This window comes from Ornithinibacillus halophilus (assembly GCF_900129485.1).
Classification (GTDB): Bacteria; Bacillota; Bacilli; order Bacillales; family Amphibacillaceae; genus Ornithinibacillus; species Ornithinibacillus halophilus.
The window spans coordinates 53,244-72,118 of sequence record NZ_FQVW01000011.1 but is presented as its reverse complement, the minus strand read 5'-3'; the positions used below and the strand labels follow the sequence as shown (position 1 = coordinate 72,118).

General features: G+C 34.3%; 17 protein-coding genes. 5 read left to right on the top strand and 12 right to left on the bottom strand.

All coding sequences use genetic code 11. The features are described from left to right. On the bottom strand, positions 1-872 hold an 872-nt coding region (locus tag BUB12_RS06935), incomplete at its 3' end, for an AlbA family DNA-binding domain-containing protein (protein ID WP_200801031.1). A 672-nt stretch (positions 873-1,544) separates the two neighbouring features. Between BUB12_RS06935 and BUB12_RS06930 the strand changes: the two genes are divergently transcribed. Next, positions 1,545-2,435, top strand: a complete 891-nt coding sequence (locus BUB12_RS06930) for a hypothetical protein (RefSeq protein WP_072889427.1) — start codon at positions 1,545-1,547, stop codon at positions 2,433-2,435. Between the two features lie 730 nt (positions 2,436-3,165). Here the strand turns inward: BUB12_RS06930 and BUB12_RS06920 are convergent. Both BUB12_RS06920 and htpG read right to left on the bottom strand, forming a co-directional pair. Further along, on the bottom strand, positions 3,166-4,566 hold the full coding sequence (locus BUB12_RS06920; protein ID WP_072889441.1) for a SpoVR family protein: 1,401 nt from the start codon (positions 4,564-4,566) through the stop codon (positions 3,166-3,168). 158 nt (positions 4,567-4,724) lie between these two features. After that, complete coding sequence (htpG, locus tag BUB12_RS06915; protein ID WP_072889426.1) at positions 4,725-6,602, bottom strand: molecular chaperone HtpG; 1,878 nt, start codon at positions 6,600-6,602, stop codon at positions 4,725-4,727. A 193-nt stretch (positions 6,603-6,795) separates the two neighbouring features. Between htpG and BUB12_RS06910 the strand changes: the two genes are divergently transcribed. Both BUB12_RS06910 and BUB12_RS06905 read left to right on the top strand, forming a co-directional pair. Beyond that, on the top strand, positions 6,796-7,146 hold the full coding sequence (locus tag BUB12_RS06910; RefSeq protein ID WP_072889424.1) for a protein YmzB: 351 nt from the start codon (positions 6,796-6,798) through the stop codon (positions 7,144-7,146). Between the two features lie 679 nt (positions 7,147-7,825). Further along, entirely contained in the window at positions 7,826-8,014 is a 189-nt protein-coding gene (locus BUB12_RS06905) for a hypothetical protein (protein WP_084063253.1), read from the top strand. A 264-nt stretch (positions 8,015-8,278) separates the two neighbouring features. On the opposite strand, the gene yhbH is transcribed toward BUB12_RS06905, so the two are convergent. The 4 genes from yhbH to BUB12_RS06885 form a co-directional block, all read right to left on the bottom strand. Then, complete coding sequence (gene yhbH / locus BUB12_RS06900) at positions 8,279-9,442, bottom strand: sporulation protein YhbH (RefSeq protein ID WP_072889423.1); 1,164 nt, start codon at positions 9,440-9,442, stop codon at positions 8,279-8,281. 165 nt (positions 9,443-9,607) lie between these two features. Further along, positions 9,608-9,856: a hypothetical protein gene (locus BUB12_RS06895; RefSeq protein WP_072889421.1), complete on the bottom strand. Its 249-nt coding sequence runs from the start codon at positions 9,854-9,856 to the stop codon at positions 9,608-9,610. A gap of 34 nt (positions 9,857-9,890) precedes the next feature. After that, positions 9,891-11,786: a PrkA family serine protein kinase gene (locus BUB12_RS06890; protein WP_072889419.1), complete on the bottom strand. Its 1,896-nt coding sequence runs from the start codon at positions 11,784-11,786 to the stop codon at positions 9,891-9,893. A 199-nt stretch (positions 11,787-11,985) separates the two neighbouring features. After that, entirely contained in the window at positions 11,986-12,438 is a 453-nt protein-coding gene (locus BUB12_RS06885) for a transglutaminase domain-containing protein (protein ID WP_234982600.1), read from the bottom strand. Between the two features lie 332 nt (positions 12,439-12,770). Here BUB12_RS06885 and BUB12_RS06880 point away from each other — a divergent pair, with 332 nt between their 5' ends. Continuing rightward, positions 12,771-13,589, top strand: a complete 819-nt coding sequence (locus tag BUB12_RS06880; RefSeq protein WP_072889418.1) for an FtsZ/tubulin family protein — start codon at positions 12,771-12,773, stop codon at positions 13,587-13,589. A 50-nt stretch (positions 13,590-13,639) separates the two neighbouring features. On the opposite strand, the gene BUB12_RS06875 is transcribed toward BUB12_RS06880, so the two are convergent. From BUB12_RS06875 to BUB12_RS06860, 4 genes are all read right to left on the bottom strand, one after another. Continuing rightward, the gene (locus tag BUB12_RS06875; protein ID WP_072889416.1) at positions 13,640-14,314 is read right to left on the bottom strand and encodes a YdeI/OmpD-associated family protein; all 675 of its coding nucleotides are present in this window, start codon (positions 14,312-14,314) and stop codon (positions 13,640-13,642) included. Positions 14,315-14,468: 154 nt separating this feature from the next. Continuing rightward, entirely contained in the window at positions 14,469-15,587 is a 1,119-nt protein-coding gene (locus tag BUB12_RS06870; protein WP_234982599.1) for a C40 family peptidase, read from the bottom strand. Between the two features lie 129 nt (positions 15,588-15,716). Beyond that, complete coding sequence (locus tag BUB12_RS06865) at positions 15,717-16,214, bottom strand: hypothetical protein (protein WP_072889414.1); 498 nt, start codon at positions 16,212-16,214, stop codon at positions 15,717-15,719. A gap of 124 nt (positions 16,215-16,338) precedes the next feature. After that, positions 16,339-16,791 (bottom strand): helix-turn-helix domain-containing protein, encoded by a 453-nt coding sequence (locus tag BUB12_RS06860; RefSeq protein WP_072889413.1) that lies wholly within the window; start codon positions 16,789-16,791, stop codon positions 16,339-16,341. A 250-nt stretch (positions 16,792-17,041) separates the two neighbouring features. Here BUB12_RS06860 and BUB12_RS06855 point away from each other — a divergent pair, with 250 nt between their 5' ends. Next, positions 17,042-18,019: a LysM peptidoglycan-binding domain-containing protein gene (locus tag BUB12_RS06855; protein WP_084063252.1), complete on the top strand. Its 978-nt coding sequence runs from the start codon at positions 17,042-17,044 to the stop codon at positions 18,017-18,019. 85 nt (positions 18,020-18,104) lie between these two features. Here BUB12_RS06855 and BUB12_RS06850 read toward each other — a convergent pair whose 3' ends face one another. After that, on the bottom strand, positions 18,105-18,875 hold the full coding sequence (locus BUB12_RS06850; RefSeq protein WP_072889411.1) for a hypothetical protein: 771 nt from the start codon (positions 18,873-18,875) through the stop codon (positions 18,105-18,107).

The window sequence follows — 18,875 nt, the reverse complement described above, 5'->3', positions numbered from 1 at the left end:
TGCATTAATTCACTGTAATCACGATGAATTACTGCGTTTCTAACTGCTTCCCTTATTGCATCTTCAGGGTACTCCCAAATGTCTAATCGACTTAAACCTTGAATGATTGTTTTTTGTTTCATATTACGCATTATAAGAGTTTCTACTTCATCAATTATTTCCGGAATACTACCTTCCACTTTTTTGTTATCTAAAAAACGTTCTCCTCTTGGTCCAAGCATTCCCATTTCTTTATGTGGCAGAACTAAAAATGTTACTCCAAGAGAAGGAAAATACTGCTGGGGATACAAACCAAAGACGAGAAGCCCAGCTAAAGTTGGGATGAGACTTTCTCCTTCTTGATTAACAAGATTCAACTTCTTTAGTTTTTCTTCATACGGAATGTCTTTTATCAATCTATAGAATTTTGGTTTTGCAATTTTTATGTTCCTAATCAATTTATTAATAGCTTCATGATCTAGGTCTTCTAAAGAAGAATCTAATACCAAAGATTTATCCTCTTTTGCCTGTCCACGTGAAACGACTAAGTTATAGATTTCATAATCATTCATTAGTTCGTCAGAGTCTGCCACACGAATATATGATCCTTTTCGCATGCCTTTTGTTTTTATAAAACAGGGTTTTAAGTCAGCTGAACACTCAGGAACAATTACAGCAAGTATATTTTTTCCATCTATCTCCATTGGAACAAATTCTGCTCTCACCTCTGGCTCCATTTCTTTTGTCTGGTTCATTATCTGTTTTTGTAAGTCCTCAATATCATAAACACCAACGATGTTGTAATCTTCATTTTCGTCAATACCAAGAAAGATAATGCCGCCTCCTGCCTTATTACTGAAAGAAGATAATGTATCACGAATCTTTGGGGGCACCTATATGTCCCGCCTTAAGTTCAACATGGTCAAACTCACTTTTGAAAGATTGTATGTCCCTAATTAAATTTACTAGTTCTTCCCTGTTCAATTTTGACACCTCTTTTTAATTTTATAACTAGGTGTATAACATTTTGGGTATATATTTATTAATTCTACATTAAACTTGAAAATCATTCTAAAAAATAAAGATAATTAACTTTTGGTGTGATTTTCTTATTACTTCATATTTCAAGCTCAAGTATCCTTTTATATTCACAAAAAAAGAAGCAGACTTTTTGCCTGCCTTCATTACTTACATCATACAATATCATAACAACCTCCGATAAACCTTATCCCCATTATAGGAATACACCACTTCCTTATCATCCAAAACCGTCTCCATATATACTTTCCGACCCCACAGTTGATAAATATAAGGCAACACATTTTCTAAGTATTTGAGGTCAAATCACATGTAGCATCAATTACCTAATACTTACCACCTTTTGGATATTATAAGTAAGCTACATCCCTTATCAATACAAGAATTTTTCAAATCCCATTGTCAAAATATTAACGCAATTATTTATATTAATTCTTCAGTAAATTGTGTGCACTTTAAGAATTTAATGGCAAATATGATATAATAAATAGGTATTTGTGAAGAAAAATATTACTGGAGGTAAAGTAATGCAAATTAAAATAAACAGTTATGGAAGTAAAGATGAAGAACAACTTATGCAATTGTTAAAGTTATGTTCTGAGGATGATGTATTGTTACATATTGTCAACTCAGCTCGGCTAAAATTTGCATACTCTGCCATAATAGATGATAAATTAGTTGGTATTTTGGCTTCTTGGAAGAGCAGTTTTCATCCGTATTGTACTTACTTTCGAATTTTGGGTAACCCCCTTTATAATTCACTTAATATTGAAGAGCAATTGTTATCAAAGGTTAAAGAACTGAAACCAGAGGACTTCCCCTTACAAACTTCAGCTTGGGAAACTTCGAACAACTTAATAAATATATACACAAATAATGGGTTTAAAGAGATTAGAAGAACTTATCTACCTACACTAGAGGTATCAAACCTTGGAGAATATAACCTTAATATTAGAAACAATTATCAAATTAAAACCTTAGAAGAAGTATTATCTGATGAGATGTTTATGGAAGAATTGACTCTCTTAGTAAAAAGGATCTATGAACAAACACATCTAGTAAATCCAGTTGCAGATATTAATTTAGATAAGTGGCAAGAATTGATTCTCGATGACGTAGTTCAAAATGGGAGTTACATTTACGTAGACGAGAACGAAAATAATATAATGGCTTACGCTTTCCTTCATGAATCAGATAAAAGTGACTCCTTGGACTTGGGGTGGGTTGGAGCTATCGATAAAGAACATAAACAGCTGATTCCTCAATTGGTTCTGAACCAAATAGAATATGCAAATAAACATAATTTCCATTTTATAATGGGAGAGTTTGATACAACTGATGAATATGCTATGGAAGTTTTAAACCATTTCCCATTTGCTCCAAGTCCGACATGGATTACATTTCAAAAGAGTAATTAAATAATATAAACATTAAAATGATTCACTAAACCACCGGAACAATATAGTAGGTGTGATTATAGGAATTGTGAACACACTTAAATTAGCTGTGTAGTGGAGGAAGAACTCATCTAAAACAGAGTTATTAGAATTGAATAAGGTTAAGTTCTATAAGGATATATCTTTGGTTAGGAAATTTTGATAATGGGACTCGATTATGGAGATGTTGAACTTAGTGGTTTTCCTGTAAAAAATGCCTATAAATTTACAGGAGGAATTTTCAATGAATATAATCGAACCACATATTTTCTAAAAAGCATTTAATGAAAAGTGTTAAAAGAATTAGTTTTTTCAAGAACTTAATGGACTCACTTAATGTCAGTTTATAGGTTAAGCTCATCGCTTGCATCCTCCCACGATACAAACTCTAAAGTTTTCTTAAGTTGATTTTCTTCTTCTGCGCTTAAAGGAATGTCCTCGGGTTCTAGATTCATAATTTCATCCCAGTCAGGGCGCTAATGACTTAAGTGTAAATATTTTATATAGTCAAATGCTGACTTTTTTGCATCTTCTGGAAGACTTTTTAACATTTTGTACAACTCATCATTACTGATAGCCATTGTTAAATCTCCTTTCCAGTTAATAGGTACACTTATTATATTACTATTAAAGAAGTATAACAACTACTACCAACAACAATAGGAACTTGAGTAATTTGCTCAAGCTCCTATCAATATAACAGATATATATACTACAACAACCTTCGATAAACCTTATCCCCATTATACGAATACACAACCTCTTTATCATCCACAACCGTCTCCATATATACTTTCCTACCCCACAGCTGGTAAATATAAGGCAACACATTTTCTAAATACTTAAGATCAAGTTCTGTTCCTTCATAACTATGCACTAAATACAACTCACCATTCCGCATGTAATCGCCATTCTCTACCGTGATATATGGAAATCCACCATTCACACGCATAGAAACTAGTTGGTCTCTAACATTTTCATAGTCTTTATCTGTAATACGGTAATACTCGCCCTGTTTTTCAAACAAGTACATATCTTCTTGCTGGACGAGATTCTTTGTTAGGTAGTTGCGAATAAAAGAAATATCGGATTCAATCTCGCGTACTTCAAAGATCTTTTCTCTACCGGAACCTGGCTCCACACCACGTTCTTTCATCTCATCAGTTGGGTTGTTGTACCGTTCTTCGATGTCTTCAAAGATTTTCAATCCAAGGTAATATGGGTTGATTTGTTGCTTTGACGGCTGCACAACACTAGCATTCAGTTTAGCAAATTCAATCGTTTCTTCTGTCGACAAGTCCATTTCCCGGAGGATACGTTGATGCCAATACGAAGCCCAGCCTTCGTTCATGATTTTGGTTTCAAGCTGTGGCCAGAAGTATAGCATCTCTTCTCGCATCATCGTTAAAATATCACGTTGCCAGTCTTCTAATTCACGACTGTATTCTTGGATAAATAATAACAGGTCTTTTTCAGGTCTTGGTGGGAATTTTCTTTTCTTTTTAAGAGGTTCCTTCTTTTTGCTGTCTTGTTCTAAATTCCATAGGTCATCATATTCGGACCTTATCGGTTCCTTTTCCTCTTCTTCCTCATCCCAAACGTACGCAGGTAACTTGGGCCGTACAATTGATGGGTCAATATGTTCTTGGATGGACATTATGGCGTCTAAGAATTTTTCTACTTCATCTTTTCCATGAATCATTTCGTATTCTGCAATTCGTTCCGCAGTAGCTGTCATACTCTCTACCATATCTCGTCGAGTGTTTGAAAAACGCACATTATTTTTGAAGAAATCACAATGTGCCAGGACGTGAGCAATAATAAGTTTATTTTGAATTAAGCTATTGGTATCTAACAAAAAGGCGTAGCACGGATCAGAATTGATCACTAATTCATAAATCTGACTCAAGCCTAAATCATATTGAAGCTTCATTCGATGAAATTGTTTTCCAAAACTCCAGTGTGAGAACCTAGTAGGCATCCCGTAAGCACCAAATGTGTAAATAATATCAGCTGGGCAAATTTCATAACGCATTGGATAAAAATCAAGTCCAAATTCAGTAGCTATTTCTGTTATCTCATCAATCGCGCGGACAAGTTCCCTATTTTGCATTTCCATCAAGTAAGACCCCTCCACAATTGCTTTTTATATCTTATGATGGAAAAGAACAGATGATGAACTAATGTTATAAGAAAAGCTCAGAGCTCCCACTATTTTGTCAAATACAATTCAAAAAGGAGAAGCAAAAAACTTTGCTTCCCCAAAAGTATTTACACCATTACTTTACACATATTATTGGTAAACTCTACTGGGTCTTCCACTGGTAATCCTTCTATAAGTAAAGCTTGGTTATATAAAATATTTGTATACAAATCTAGTTTTGATTTATCATTCTCGAATGCTTTTTGCAATGCCTGGAACATCTCATGGTCCGTATTAATTTCTAACACTTTGTCTGCTTTTATATTTTGATTATCTGGCATTGCGTTAATTACCTTCTCCATCTCAATAGAGATCTCACCATCTGCTGATAAGCAAACTGGATGGGTCTTTAATCGTTTAGAAACACGAACATCTTTAACTTTATTCTCTAATACCTTTTTCATATGTTCAAATAAATCTTTGTTTTCTTCCTGTTTTGTTTCTGTTTCTTTACTTTCTTCTTCATCAATTCCTAAATCACCACTAGAAACAGATTTGAACTCTTTTTCTTTGTAATTCACGAGCATACGGATCGCAAATTCATCAATTTCCTCTGTAAAATATAAAATTTCATACCCTTTATCAGCTACTAATTCAGTTTGTGGTAGTTTTTCAATTTTGTCGTATGAATCACCAGTAGCATAGTAGATGTATTTTTGATCCTCAGGCATTCTGGAAACATACTCATCAAGTGTAACTAATTTCTTCTCTTTTGATGAATAGAACATTAATAAATCTTTTAACACATCTTTGTTTGCACCAAATTCATTGTAAACACCGAATTTCAATTGTCTTCCAAAAGCATCATAGAACTTCTCATATTTATCACGGTCTTCTCGTTGCAGGCTTAGAAGCTGACTCTTAATTTTCTTATTGATGTTCTTTTCGATCAGCTTTAATTGGCGATCATGCTGAAGCATTTCCCTCGAGATATTTAATGATAAATCTTCAGAATCGACTAATCCTTTAACAAAACTAAAATGATCAGGCACTAAGTCTGCGCATTTTTCCATTATTAAGACACCGTTGGAATATAATTCAAGGCCTTTTTCGTAGTCTTGAGAATAATAATCAAATGGTCGATTTTCTGGAATATATAAAATAGCGTTATAGCGAATGGTACCATCTACACTTAAATGAATATGTTTTAAAGGCTTGTCGAATCCAAAACGTTTTTCCTGATAGAAGTTCTCATAATCTTCATCCGTTAACTCACTTTTATTCTTTTTCCATATCGGAACCATGCTGTTAACGGTCTGTTCTTCCACATATTCTTCATACTCATCTTCAGAGCCTTCTTTTAACTTACTTTCTGTCACATCCATTTTAATTGGGTAGCGAATAAAATCGGAATATTTACGAACAATTTCTTTTAAGCGATATTCTTCTAGAAATTCATCATAATTTTCATCGTCGTTGTTTTCTTTAAGTTGTAAAGTAATCACGGTACCAACTGTATCTTTGGAAGTAGGTTCAATTGTATACCCTTCTGTTCCTTGTGATTCCCATTTATAGGCTTGATCACTATCAATCGATTTACTTATAACAGTTACAACGTCTGCAACCATAAATGCAGCATAGAAACCAACACCAAACTGACCAATGATATCATGGCCATCTTTAATTTCATTTTCATTTTTAAACGCTAAAGATCCACTCTTAGCAATTGTTCCTAAGTTGTTCTCTAATTCTTCTTGAGTCATTCCGATACCTGTATCGATTATAGATAAGGTTCTATTTTCTTTGTCAGCCTCAATTTTTATATAATAATCATCTTTATTGAAGCTAATATTGTCATCCGTTAGTGCTCTGTAATAAAGCTTATCGATTGCGTCACTTGAATTCGAAATTAACTCTCGTAAAAATACCTCTCGTTGTGAGTAAATCGAGTTAATCATTAACTCCAATAATCTCTTGGATTCTGCTTTAAATTCTTTTGTAGTCATGTAATCCTCTCCTTTACAGAATTAGTATTGTAATAGGACTTGTACATAGTTTAGCACTCTAAGACTCCAAGTGCTAATGTCTATATTTTAAATATCATATTGATATGTTCATGTCAATTAATTAGTGGGTACATTTTTTATTCACTTGTATGATTGCTTTTTGAGAGGATAACCTAACGATAGGAGGGATCATATGGACCAGCAATTTTTATCAATTGAACAATTTAATGACTTACTACAACAATGGAATGGAAAAAACATAAAAGTTACAAAACATGAGTTGGACGATATCGATGAAACCGTCTTAAGCCTAGAGAATATCTCTTATGAAAGTAATACTCGTCGGATCGATGATTATGTGCCAATGCACTCCTTACATTTACACGGGGATGGCAATATCCCTACTACAACTAACAGCATGACAGACCTACCATCTTCTATGTATGAAATCCCATTACAAGACGATTCATTATATGAGTTTGATGGGGAAAAATTTTTAATCAGTACTGATCGAGGCGTATATAAAATAGAGCTAACTCATTAGGGGTGAGTTTCATTTGATAGTAATAAAAACCGGGCAAATACGCCCGGTCCTGCTCTATTTTTCTTTGCGCTTATTTTAGGAATAGATATAAAATCAGCATTAACTTTGATAAGAGATTCACATTCTCGCTACTATTATCTATAATATGTCAAAGGTACTAACGGAACAGCAAGAGCAAGGATGACAATTGAAAAATTCTTTATGACACCTGATTCAGTATGAGTTTTCAAAAGAGATAGAACAATCATCTAGTGAAGCACTTTCATATTTAGTAGGAGGATTTATCCCTTATATAGGGCCATTCGTAGCCGTAGGTAGTGCACTTAGCTCAATAAATCTAAGTCGAGCAGCTACAGAAGTTCGGGATTTAGCATTTGCTGGAAAAGGTGTTAATTTTATTGTCATTAGTGGCCCACATTATGGTAGTACTGTTTATAGTTATACCGCTAAGGAATGGAATATGATTACATATCCTGTATATAAAGGAGAAAATACTAGTCTATGGAATGAAACATACAGAACATACTATTAATTATAAATTCATAGAAGCCAAATCTTTACCATAGTATACAATTAATTTAAATTATAATGTCTCTAAAAAATGTATTTTTACCCGTTAGAATAGAAATATATTGTAACTATGTAGTAAAATATAGATATATAAGGGAGTGTGAGCATTATGCACTGGAAAAAGTATGCAATACTTACGCCACCATTTTTACTGATAGGAATCTTTTTAATAGCCTTTCTTCCTATCGAACAAAGATACTATGCCTTTATAGTAGTATTAATATTTTGGGTATTTTACTACGCTTGGGTTCTTATTGAGAAGAAGAGAAAAAAAGATGATATTGAAAATACCCCTTAAATGGCATCAACAAAAAGATCTGGTACGAAAATGAACCATATTCTTAAGAGAACATTTACATTGTACTCTATTTATTTTATTTAAATAACATTTCTTCACTTATTAGTTACCGTTTGATTCTTTTTTTGCTTCATTCGGGCGTTGAGATTATACATTTGATAAAGGACCACAATTAGAAACACAGTGGTATAACTAAATATAACTTTCTTACCTCTAAATAGGAGGTACCAATTGCATCAAGCAACTGGTACCCTAACTATTCTGCTAAACAACTGCCTCTTCCTTATGGAAAAAGCTCTTTAATGAATGATAAACATCTTGCTTTTCTTTTAATATATAATGGCGAAATTTTTCATTTTCAATGGTTTTATATGCTCTCATGAGCGTTGATGGACGGTTATACATGTTCACTTCTGCATATCCAAACATATTTGAAACATCCATAATTTGATTAACTAACTCAATACATTTTGGATTATCAGACGTTATATTCTCTCCATCGGAAAAATGGAATGGATAAATATTAAAGCGACTAGGATGGTATTGACCATCAATAAGTTCTAATGCTTTATCATATGCTGATGAACAAATCGTTCCTCCACTTTCTCCTTTATTAAAGAAATTGTCTTCTGAAACAACTTTCGCCTCGGTATGATGGGCAATAAAAGCAATTTCCACTTTTTCATATTTTGTGCGTAAAAAGCGAGTCATCCAGAAGAAAAAGCTTCTCGCCATATACTTCTCAAAAGTACCCATGGATGCACTGGTATCCATCATCGCCAATACAACTGCCTTGGATTCAGGTTTTATAATCTCATTCCACGTTTTAAAACGAAGATCATCATTATATATTGGGGAAATCTCCGCCTTACCTTCTGTCGCATTTCGTTTAAGAGCCGTTAAAATCGTTCGTTTTTTATCAATATTTCCCATTAAGCCTTTTTTTCGAACATCATTGAATTCTACTTTTTCAATGGTGATTTGCTCCTGTTCCTTTTCCTTTAGGTTAGGCAGTTCCATCTCATTAAATAACGCTTCTTCTAACTCTTCAATAGAAACCTCTGCTTCATAATAATCCTGACCAGGTTGATCTCCTGCTTTTTTCCCTTGACCAGGACCTTTTTTACCTTTACTATTCGCATCACGTGCAACTACATCACCAACTTGACTATCCCCATCACCTTGGCCAACATGTTTTGATTTGTTGTGATTGTAGCGAATTTTGTACTCATCCAAAGAGCGAATCGGTATTTTAACAACATCACGTCCATTAGACATAATAATATTTTCTTCACTAACTAAATCTGGTAAATTATTTTTAATGGCTTCCTTTACTTTATCCATATGACGTTGTTGATCCTGAAAGCCTTTGCGATGGAGGGACCAATCTTCCCTTGAAACGACAAAGTTCTTACTTTGCTCTTCCATATATTACCCTCCTATAGTTTCCTACCCAATACTACTTGTTATGTTTTGTTACAGTAAAGTAGTAAAGTGATAGTTTATTTATCATATGCACTCGGGTACATAATATTACACAGTAGAGAACCCAATTATTGAAAAATGAGCATGTGAGACAGCACTGCTTTATCTTTAAGGGACCTCTGTATCTTGGTTATTTCGGGTTTGTGCTGGCTCGTTTGGAACTGCTGCTTTAGCTCCGGGAACTTTTGCTGAATCTTCGGGGACTTCGGCAACTTTTACTAAACCTTCCGGGACTTCTGCACCAACTTCAGCAACTTTCCGTATATCTTCGGGAACTCCACTTCTCCTGGGGATCTCTACAGAAACTTCAGGAACTCCGGCTGAAGTTAACCCATAATCAAATGGTGAAAAAAACAAGACCAACAGTCGTTAGTCTTGTTTAATATTCACCTTATCGATTCAACAGGCTTCCTACATAGCGCAGTAACTCATTTGCTGATACAGAATTATAGCCATACTCATCAATTAATCTAGCAATAACTTCATTAATCTTTTTAAGCTGTGATTCGTCTGGTGTTTTGGAAGTGGTCGTAATTTTTACTACATCCTTCAAGTCAGCAAATAGTTTTTTCTGTATTGCTTCTCGCAGACGTTCATGAGAATTATAATCGAATTTCTTCCCTTTACGTGCATATGCAGATATTCGGATTAATATCTCTTCACGAAATGCCTTTTTAGCATTTTCGGATATGCCAATCTGCTCTTCAATGGAACGCATTAATTTCTCATCTGGATTCATTTCTTCACCAGTTAATGGGTCCCTAATTTTGTTTTTATTACAGAATGCTTCCACATTATCTAAATAGTTATCCATCAGAGATTTAGCTGACTCCTCGTAGGAATACACGAAGGCCTTTTGTACTTCCTTTTTCGCTATTTCATCATATTCTCTTCTTGCAATTGATATAAAGTTCATGTACCTTTCTTTATCTTCTTGAGAAATAGAAGCATGTTGGTCTAAACCATCTTTTAATGACCTTAAGACATCTAATGCGTTGATCGAAGGTACTTCTTTTCTAATAATGGTTGAAGAAATTCGGTTAATTACATAACGTGGATCAATACCATTCATGCCTTCATCAGCGAATTCCTTTTTCAATTCTTCTACATCAATTTGATTAAATCCTTCCACACTATCACCATCATACAATCTCATCTTTTTAACCAAATCAACGCCTTGTTTCTTGGAATCTTCTAAACGAGTTAAAATAGAAAATATAGCAGCTACTCGTAAAGCATGTGGAGCAATATGGACATGGGCCATATCACTTTCTTTAATCATCTTTTCATAGATACGTTCTTCTTCACTTACTCTTAGATTATAAGGAATTGGCATCACAATAATTCTAGAATGCAATGCTTCGTTTTTCTTATTTGAAATAAAGGAGCGGTATTCTGCTTCGTTCGTGTGGGCTACAATTAATTCATCAGCTGAAATAAGAGCAAATCGGCCAGCTTTAAAATTACCTTCCTGAGTTAATGACAACAGGTGCCATAAAAACTTCTCATCACATTTGAGCATTTCTTGGAATTCCATCATTCCTCGGTTCGCCTTATTCAATTCTCCATCAAAACGATATGCTCTTGGGTCTGATTCTGAACCATATTCTGCGATTGTTGAGAAATCAATACTTCCTGTTAAATCTGCAATATCTTGTGATTTAGGGTCGGATGGACTAAAGGTACCAATCCCAACTCGTTTATCCTCAGAAAGTAAAATTCGTTCTACTATTACATTTTCAATCTGACCATTATATTCTTTTTCCAGTCGCATCGTATTTAATGGAGATAAACTACCTTCTATTCGAATTCCATATTCTTGGTAAAATTCATCACGCAAATGATTCGGAATTAAATGTAAGGGGTCTTCATGCATCGGACAGCCTTTAATCGCATAAACTGCACCTTCATCCGTCCTAGAATACTGTTCCAATCCTCGTTTGAGCATCGTCACAATCGTTGATTTACCACCACTGACAGGCCCCATTAATAACAAAATACGTTTACGGACATCCAATCGTTTGGCTGCAGGGTGGAAATATTCCTCAACCAACTTCTCAATTGCATCTTCTAAACCGAAAATCTCTTCACCAAAAAAGTGATACATTTTTCTTCCATCTCGTTCACTAATACCAGACGCTTTTATCATATTATATACACGAGAGTGCGCAGTTTGAGCTACTTCTGGCCTTTCTTTAACAATTTCTAAATACTCCGCGAACGTTCCTTGCCACTTTAAGCGTCGCTCTTCTTCCCTGTAGCTCTTCACTTTGTTTAGAATATCCATTGTATTCCCTCCATAGGACGCGGTATTTCTATATACTATGCTGGTATATGTTCCATAATTCCGACAACTTTTCATACTACTTGTACAATCTAGTAATATAGTTATCTAGGTAAATTTTTACAAAAAGAAAAAGCCTTTCCCTTAGGAAATAGCTTCATTGGAATTTGTAATTTTTGTAAGGAGGTTCAGATAAATATGACTATCTTTCTATTCTACTTGGTCGATTATAAAATAAGGCTTGGCAGTTTTCAGATTGAAGCATTGCAGCAATCACATTCTTTAACGGTGCACTATACACATAGGGATAGTCCACTTCATCAAGTTCTTCTCGGATGGGATATGCTAACTTTTCGTTGGTAACACTGAATTCAGATGCAATCCCTGGTTTGTTACCACGTGGATCGAGACGAATCCATTTGCCATCCAAATAAACAGCATTTAAACCATGCAATGCATAACCAGATTCTGGAGTTCCTTTTCTTGTAACGCGTTGATAACAAAACCCCGTCGGTATTCCCATACCCCTTAATAAGGCAGCAAGCAGGTGAGCTTTCGCAAAGCATATACCGTCCTTCTCTTTCATGGTTTCAGAGGCAGATATCGTGACAACTGAACTATTTCTATCAAAGGAATGACTTATTTCATCTCTCACAAAGTAAAAAGCTGCTTCTACTTGTAATTGTTTAGTGCTCTGTGTTTTTACTATTTATTTTTTGTTGAACTAATGGATGGGAATAATTAATAACCTCTGAATCTAGAAGAAAATCCTCAATTCGATTTGACTCAATTTCTAATTGCATGTAAATTCCTCCTTTAGTTCGTCATTATACCTCTGGTAGTATTGGCATGTTGTGACATTTATCATCATTAATGTAAAATTCTACCTATTCTACAAAACTAGTTGAAATTTTTAACACAATACGACAACATATCCATAATATATTCTATATAATGAATGAAAAGCTGACGTTAGGAGTATGAATCATGGGTGCACCTGTTGGAATTTATCAAAATACATATGATACGGACAAGCCTCTAGAGGAAAAGTTGAACTCAGATAATCTTCATTTTTATCGGTTTATTGGTGGAAATGCTAGTGAGACAGAAGAGTTAGTAACCAACCTCTCAAATTTAAAGGAAAAAAAGACCTTGTTAATAGGGTTATTTCGTTTTCCTTTCCGGTTTGAAGGGAAGAAGAGGTATCAAATAGCAACTACACAATATTTCCGTATGAAAGAAATTTGTGATGCTGTCATTTATTTTAATAGTGACCGTCTACTAGAAACCATTGATAGCCGTACATCAATAAAGGATGCACACCAAACGTTTAATGCCATTGAAGATTATACTGCTGATTCGTTACGTGATATTATTGATAACACCGGTGAAATGAATATTGATTATCGAGATATTGAAACGTTCATTAAGAGGAATAGTGGTTCATTATTTATCCACACTGTAGAAGTGGATTCCTTTGATGAACCTTTAAAATATTTGATCTCTACCCCGTATTTGCCAGAAGATTTCACAGACGGGAAACAACTTATCATTAACTTTGGCTACTCAAAAGAAGTTGATATGGAATCGTTTCGCCAAATGAATATACGGCTACATGACCTTTTCTCAAAAGCAGATATTTTTAAAATAGGGGCTTATTATATTGATGAACCAGGTCACCATTTTAAAGTGACTCTAATTGTGAATGGAATGGATGACCCCGTTGAAGAACCAGATGATTATAAAAAAATACCGAAGTACAAAGAACTATTAAGGAAATGGCAGTTCATAACACGGAAGAAATAGAGAGAGGTGCCTGTCACTTGTCGAAAATTCGACAAGTGACAGGCACCAATTTAATTTCTTTGCTGTCGATAAAGATCCATTGATTTATATCCTTTTCCAAGTACTTCTTCCATTTGTACTAGACGTTTCTCACGTGTTGCCTCTCTTTTAGCACTAAAGACAAAACGCGCCCAATCTTTTTGATAACCAGGGGTTAGTTCATTATAAAACGTTAATAACGCATCATTCTTTTGTAAATAGTTTCTAATATCCTCGACTTTCTCTACATAGTCATCCACACGCTGACTCGCTTTTTTGGTGGTTGTATTCTTTGGCTTTGTGGCTTTCATTCCCACAATAGTAAATACGTCATTTAAGCTAACCATTCTAGAAAATTTCAAATTACTATTTGGTATGTAGCCTTCTTCATTATAATGTTTTTCATTATAAAGCTCGTCACGCTCAATATACTGTTCATACTTAGGATTCCCTTTTTTAGGATACGCAAAGTAGAGATAACCATTATCTTTAATGAGGTTTTTATCGACCGCTTCTTTTACATAATGATTGAATTCTTCTATTGTATATATAAAAATAAATACAAGATCATATTGGTCGTTCTTAATCTCTTTATCATAATCAACCGAATCAAAATCATTTACATCTTCCGGTTTTTGCATGATTAATCTAGTTTGATATTTTTTAAAATTAAGTTTCTCAACTACACTTTTCGTAGAATTTTTCATTAAAGTCACCCCTAAATTCTTTTATTTACAGTAATGCCTTTCTTATTCCCTTTTTAATCCTCTTGTAATAGATTTTAATATATACTTCGGTAAAAAAGAGTGAAATTCCTTTATTTGCAATCAAATTAATTCGGTAAGATGACTCTTAATTCTCTTAATCTATATATCTTCTTGCACCCGCATATTCTGACGACCAATATGATGATTCAAATACGTTTATAATCTCTATGGGTTTCGTATTATTAGGGGCATGAATCATTTTTCCATTTCCTATGTACATTCCAACATGATGGATAAAACCTTTTCCATTTTCATTAGCAAAGAAAAGTAAATCTCCTTTTTGTAGTTCATCTTTTTGAACAGCTGTTCCATGAGTAGCCTGCACTGAAGAGTCACGTGGAATAATAATCCCATGATTATTGTAAAGGCTATAAGTAAATCCAGAACAATCAAATCCAAACCCGGAAGTTCCAGCCCATAAATATGGCAACCCCAAAAACTGCTCACCAGCTTGGACTAAATCATTGCCCGATGGCATAACAATGTCTTCTTCTGTAGAGTAAATTTTGACGTTATCGATAGCTAGCCATTTATCGCCATCACCCGGGGTTCCTACACGTACTGCATTTTGTAATTGCTCAATAACCGGAAGCTGTGTGTTGTAACTGATTTCGATATAAGCATCTTCCATATTTCTATCATTATAAAGAAATGCCGTCGGAGTATTGACTACTGCCTTAGAATTATTATTTACTAGTTTTTCAAATCCAGAATGATAGATTAATTGGGCTAATGGTAGCCAAGCGTCATAACCAAGTTCATTTTTTGGAGTGGGTTGATCATGCACAGCTATTCTAGCCCAGTCTCCTCTTTTTTCTAGGATCGTAACAACATCCCCTAATAAAGCTTGTGTTTGCAATTCTCCAATTAACCAATCCTTTTCCTTAATGGACATACTATTCGACCATTTCCGCATATCTACTGGGTTCGTAGTAGAAGGTACATCAATTGGTCGATTCGAATCTGGTTCAGTCCAGAGGGAAGCAACAGATACATTAATGAATGCTTCACTATCTATACTTAGCATATTATTTTCCTTAACGACAATTGCGTCTTTAAGGGGAATGTCTGATTTCAGTTGCACTTTCGATATAATTTGTTTATGGTCATGAAATGTCTTGTTATTTTCTGCACATGCCACCAATAACATCATTACAATCAATAATAATAGAATAAAATATACTCGTTTTCTCAGTTTGCTCCTATGGGTCATCTATAATTCTCCCTTTGATGGTATATATATTAAAATAACATAGTTTAGTAGAAAACTAGTTATTTTTTATTAAAGGAGCCCCCGAATCATTAACTTGTAATAAATCGGGGGCTCACTGACCCTTTTACCCTACTGACGTCGTATTTCAATTAATCGGAAATGTCCCTCGTAACTAGCTACTTGTATCATTAAATCTTCTTCTTCACCAATCAACTCAGTTGAACCATCTTGTCTTATCCCACTTACTTTTAAATCAAATTTGTAAAGAATTGTTCCAATGGTTCTTTCATTATCTGGGTTTAAATTTTCCACCGATTCATTGGTTAATTCTACCGAAACATCCTCATATTTACCTTGATCTTCATCAAAGAATTCTAAAAACCCACGATAATATACCCCATCATTAATTATATTTCTTTCTATAATTTTCCTTGCCTCTTCTTCTGATTCCACAGAATAAATATGACCGATGTTATTAATAATAACTCTACTAATAGCTAGCATATTTTCTTCTGTTGCTTGAACCTTAGAGTCTGGTGGATTTCCAATTATGTTATTAGTTGAACAAGCGGCAACACTTAGAAATACCAAACACAGGATTCCTAGCATCTTTACTCTTTTAATCATTAGACCAACTCCTGTTATTGTCATCATCGTAGCTCTTAAATGATAATATTGCCATATTTCGACAATTATATTACTTTGGAAATCAACTTATAAAAAAAGTAGCAGAGGATATTTCCCCTACTACTTATACATATTTATCTTTTAGCTGATCACTTCCAATTCCTCCAATTATCATTAAAACTAATGGTAGAAAATTGGTTACCACTTTGGGAATACCATCTAAAATCGTCATGTTTGCTCCCAAAAGAAAATTCAGACCCAGAATAATTAATTTTAAAACTAACAGAAAGACACCTAATAAAAATACACTATCGAAAAAGACTTTCCATTTTGGATATGCTAATTGCTTACTATCTTCTATTACTTTCTCTTTAAGTTCTTCGTCACTTCTTAATAGCTCATCTATGGTAATACCAAATAAATCACTTAAGTGGATAATCACTTCAATATTTGGAAAGTTTTTACCTGTTTCCCACTTTGAAACAGACTGACGACTGACATGAATTTTTTCGGCAAGTTCTGTTTGTGACCACCCTTGTTTTTCCCTTTCTCTTTTTAATCGTTCACTAAAATCCATCTATATTACCGCCCTTCTATACACTTCTAGTATGAAACATTTGAATAGTAAAAGTAAAGCTACCTTTAGGCGCATCAAGGCGCAACCACAAGTTGCAAGTTAAATAAAATCTCAAAAGGAATTCATTACTCCAATTTTCTTGTAGTTTTCATCTCAATATTCCATTGTATTCTCCAAATACAATACCATTAGAATAATTATAAGCAGAAACATAAAACTATAAATGAATACTTCTGAAAGGAAATGCATCATGAAAACATTAAAAACAGCAATTTTACTTGGATTCTTCTTGTTATCCCATACTCTGTCAGTTTCCGCAGCAGACAATATATATGAAGTAAGTTCTACGGATACACTACCTTCTATTGCCGAGGAGTTTAATATATCAGTCGAAGAATTATTACACATAAACGGGCTGCAATCTGAGGAATTAGTGGTCGGACAAAAAATTAAAATTCCAATATTATATGAGGTTCAGGCTGGTGATTCCATTCAAGAAATTGCTCAAGCATACCATTCAACCGTTGAGAAAATTAAAACTACTAATGGGCTCTCTTCTGAAAGTGTAATTCCAGGTCAGTTGCTACACGTTGTTCCAAAAAAATTACCACGAGATGGGCAACATATTGTCATGTCAAAGGAGGAGTTTAAAGATTGGTTGTTTCACCAAGAATTTAAACGAGAAATAAAATTAATACAGCATCACCATACTTGGGCTCCTTCCTATAAACATTTTAATGGTTCCAATCACTTTCAAATTTTAAAGGGAATGGAAAGACATCATAAAAAAGAAATGGGTTGGAGCAATATCGCACAAAATATTACAACATTCCCGGACGGAAAAATAGCCGTTTCCCGTCCATTTGATGTTGCCCCCGAAGGTACCATCGGGCCATTAGCGAATGCAAACGGCCTAACCATTGAGAACTTAGGTAATTTTGATGTAGGACACGACACCATGACAAAGGAACAAAAAGAAACAATTATCTATATTACAGCACTTCTATCGGTCAAATTTGGATTAACCCCTTCCATTGATACAATCACCTATCATCATTGGTGGCGGTATAAGACGGGTGAGAGGTTACTTGATGAAGGAAAAAGCTACGAGGTAAAAAGTTGTCCCGGTACTGGATTCTTTGGTGGAAATTCAACGGTTGATGCTAAGCAAAACTTATATCCGTTGGTGAAACAAAAAATGGATGAGATTTTGCAGAAATACCAATAAAAAGATTCATCTAACCATGATAAGAAAATGCAAGAAGGGGATAACAGTTACTTCAAAAGCCGATGCAAAACGCATCGGCTTTTCGTTATATTTTTATTGGAGCTCGCTTTGTTAATAAGCGTATCAGGGTAATCGTTACAACAACCACAACAAAAACTAGTGGTAGTGCTAAACTTTTTGGAACAATTTCCATGAATGAAAGGCTTTCGTAGATTGGTAAATCCATTGCTAACCGAATCATGGAATCTTTAATTGAAAATAGTGCTAGAGCAAATGCGACGAAAATAATACCTGCTATCACTCCTAAACGACTAAATGCTGAACCAATCAACCAACCGATAAGATAAAAAACAAAGATGTTTAAACTGAACAATGCTAAAGACATAAATAGATTGGTTTCTGGATTAATAAATGGAGAAATAATAATAGTCTGGATAAGATCCCCGATAATATTTCCATCATATTCTGGCTCAAATTTCACCAGTGAAATATCCTTTAACGTGTTGGATGAGACCATCTTTACTACCAACTTTTCAATTAAGCTAAGAAGAAAGATGAATATCGGTAGGATTATTGATAAACCAATACTTGCAGTTGCATTTCCTAGAAAATAGTTTTTTCTTGTGACCCCATTCTCTACGTAGTATGGGAGGAATGTAATTGCAATGATTCCAATAACGAGCATGTAGATATTACCTGCAATATATCCTGCACTATAGAATGAATCAACATCATCCATAAAAATAAGCTGTACGACATTAACAAGAAGGATAATCCCTAGAAACCAAAATGTCCATGATAGCTGGACCCATAATAAATCTAAACCAATCCTAGCAAATGATACTGGCTTCCTCAT

Bases quoted from the DNA above. Each gene is read 5' to 3' on its own strand.
- BUB12_RS06930 (WP_072889427.1), top strand. From the start codon at position 1,545: ATGCAAATTAAAATAAACAGTTATGGAAGTAAAGATGAAGAACAACTT.
- BUB12_RS06920 (WP_072889441.1), bottom strand. From the start codon at position 4,566: ATGCAAAATAGGGAACTTGTCCGCGCGATTGATGAGATAACAGAAATA.
- htpG (WP_072889426.1), bottom strand. From the start codon at position 6,602: ATGACTACAAAAGAATTTAAAGCAGAATCCAAGAGATTATTGGAGTTA.
- BUB12_RS06910 (WP_072889424.1), top strand. From the start codon at position 6,796: ATGGACCAGCAATTTTTATCAATTGAACAATTTAATGACTTACTACAA.
- BUB12_RS06905 (WP_084063253.1), top strand. From the start codon at position 7,826: ATGCACTGGAAAAAGTATGCAATACTTACGCCACCATTTTTACTGATA.
- yhbH (WP_072889423.1), bottom strand. From the start codon at position 9,442: ATGGAAGAGCAAAGTAAGAACTTTGTCGTTTCAAGGGAAGATTGGTCC.
- BUB12_RS06890 (WP_072889419.1), bottom strand. From the start codon at position 11,786: ATGGATATTCTAAACAAAGTGAAGAGCTACAGGGAAGAAGAGCGACGC.
- BUB12_RS06880 (WP_072889418.1), top strand. From the start codon at position 12,771: ATGGGTGCACCTGTTGGAATTTATCAAAATACATATGATACGGACAAG.
- BUB12_RS06875 (WP_072889416.1), bottom strand. From the start codon at position 14,314: ATGAAAAATTCTACGAAAAGTGTAGTTGAGAAACTTAATTTTAAAAAA.
- BUB12_RS06870 (WP_234982599.1), bottom strand. From the start codon at position 15,587: ATGACCCATAGGAGCAAACTGAGAAAACGAGTATATTTTATTCTATTA.
- BUB12_RS06865 (WP_072889414.1), bottom strand. From the start codon at position 16,214: ATGATTAAAAGAGTAAAGATGCTAGGAATCCTGTGTTTGGTATTTCTA.
- BUB12_RS06860 (WP_072889413.1), bottom strand. From the start codon at position 16,791: ATGGATTTTAGTGAACGATTAAAAAGAGAAAGGGAAAAACAAGGGTGG.
- BUB12_RS06855 (WP_084063252.1), top strand. From the start codon at position 17,042: ATGAAAACATTAAAAACAGCAATTTTACTTGGATTCTTCTTGTTATCC.
- BUB12_RS06850 (WP_072889411.1), bottom strand. From the start codon at position 18,875: ATGAGGAAGCCAGTATCATTTGCTAGGATTGGTTTAGATTTATTATGG.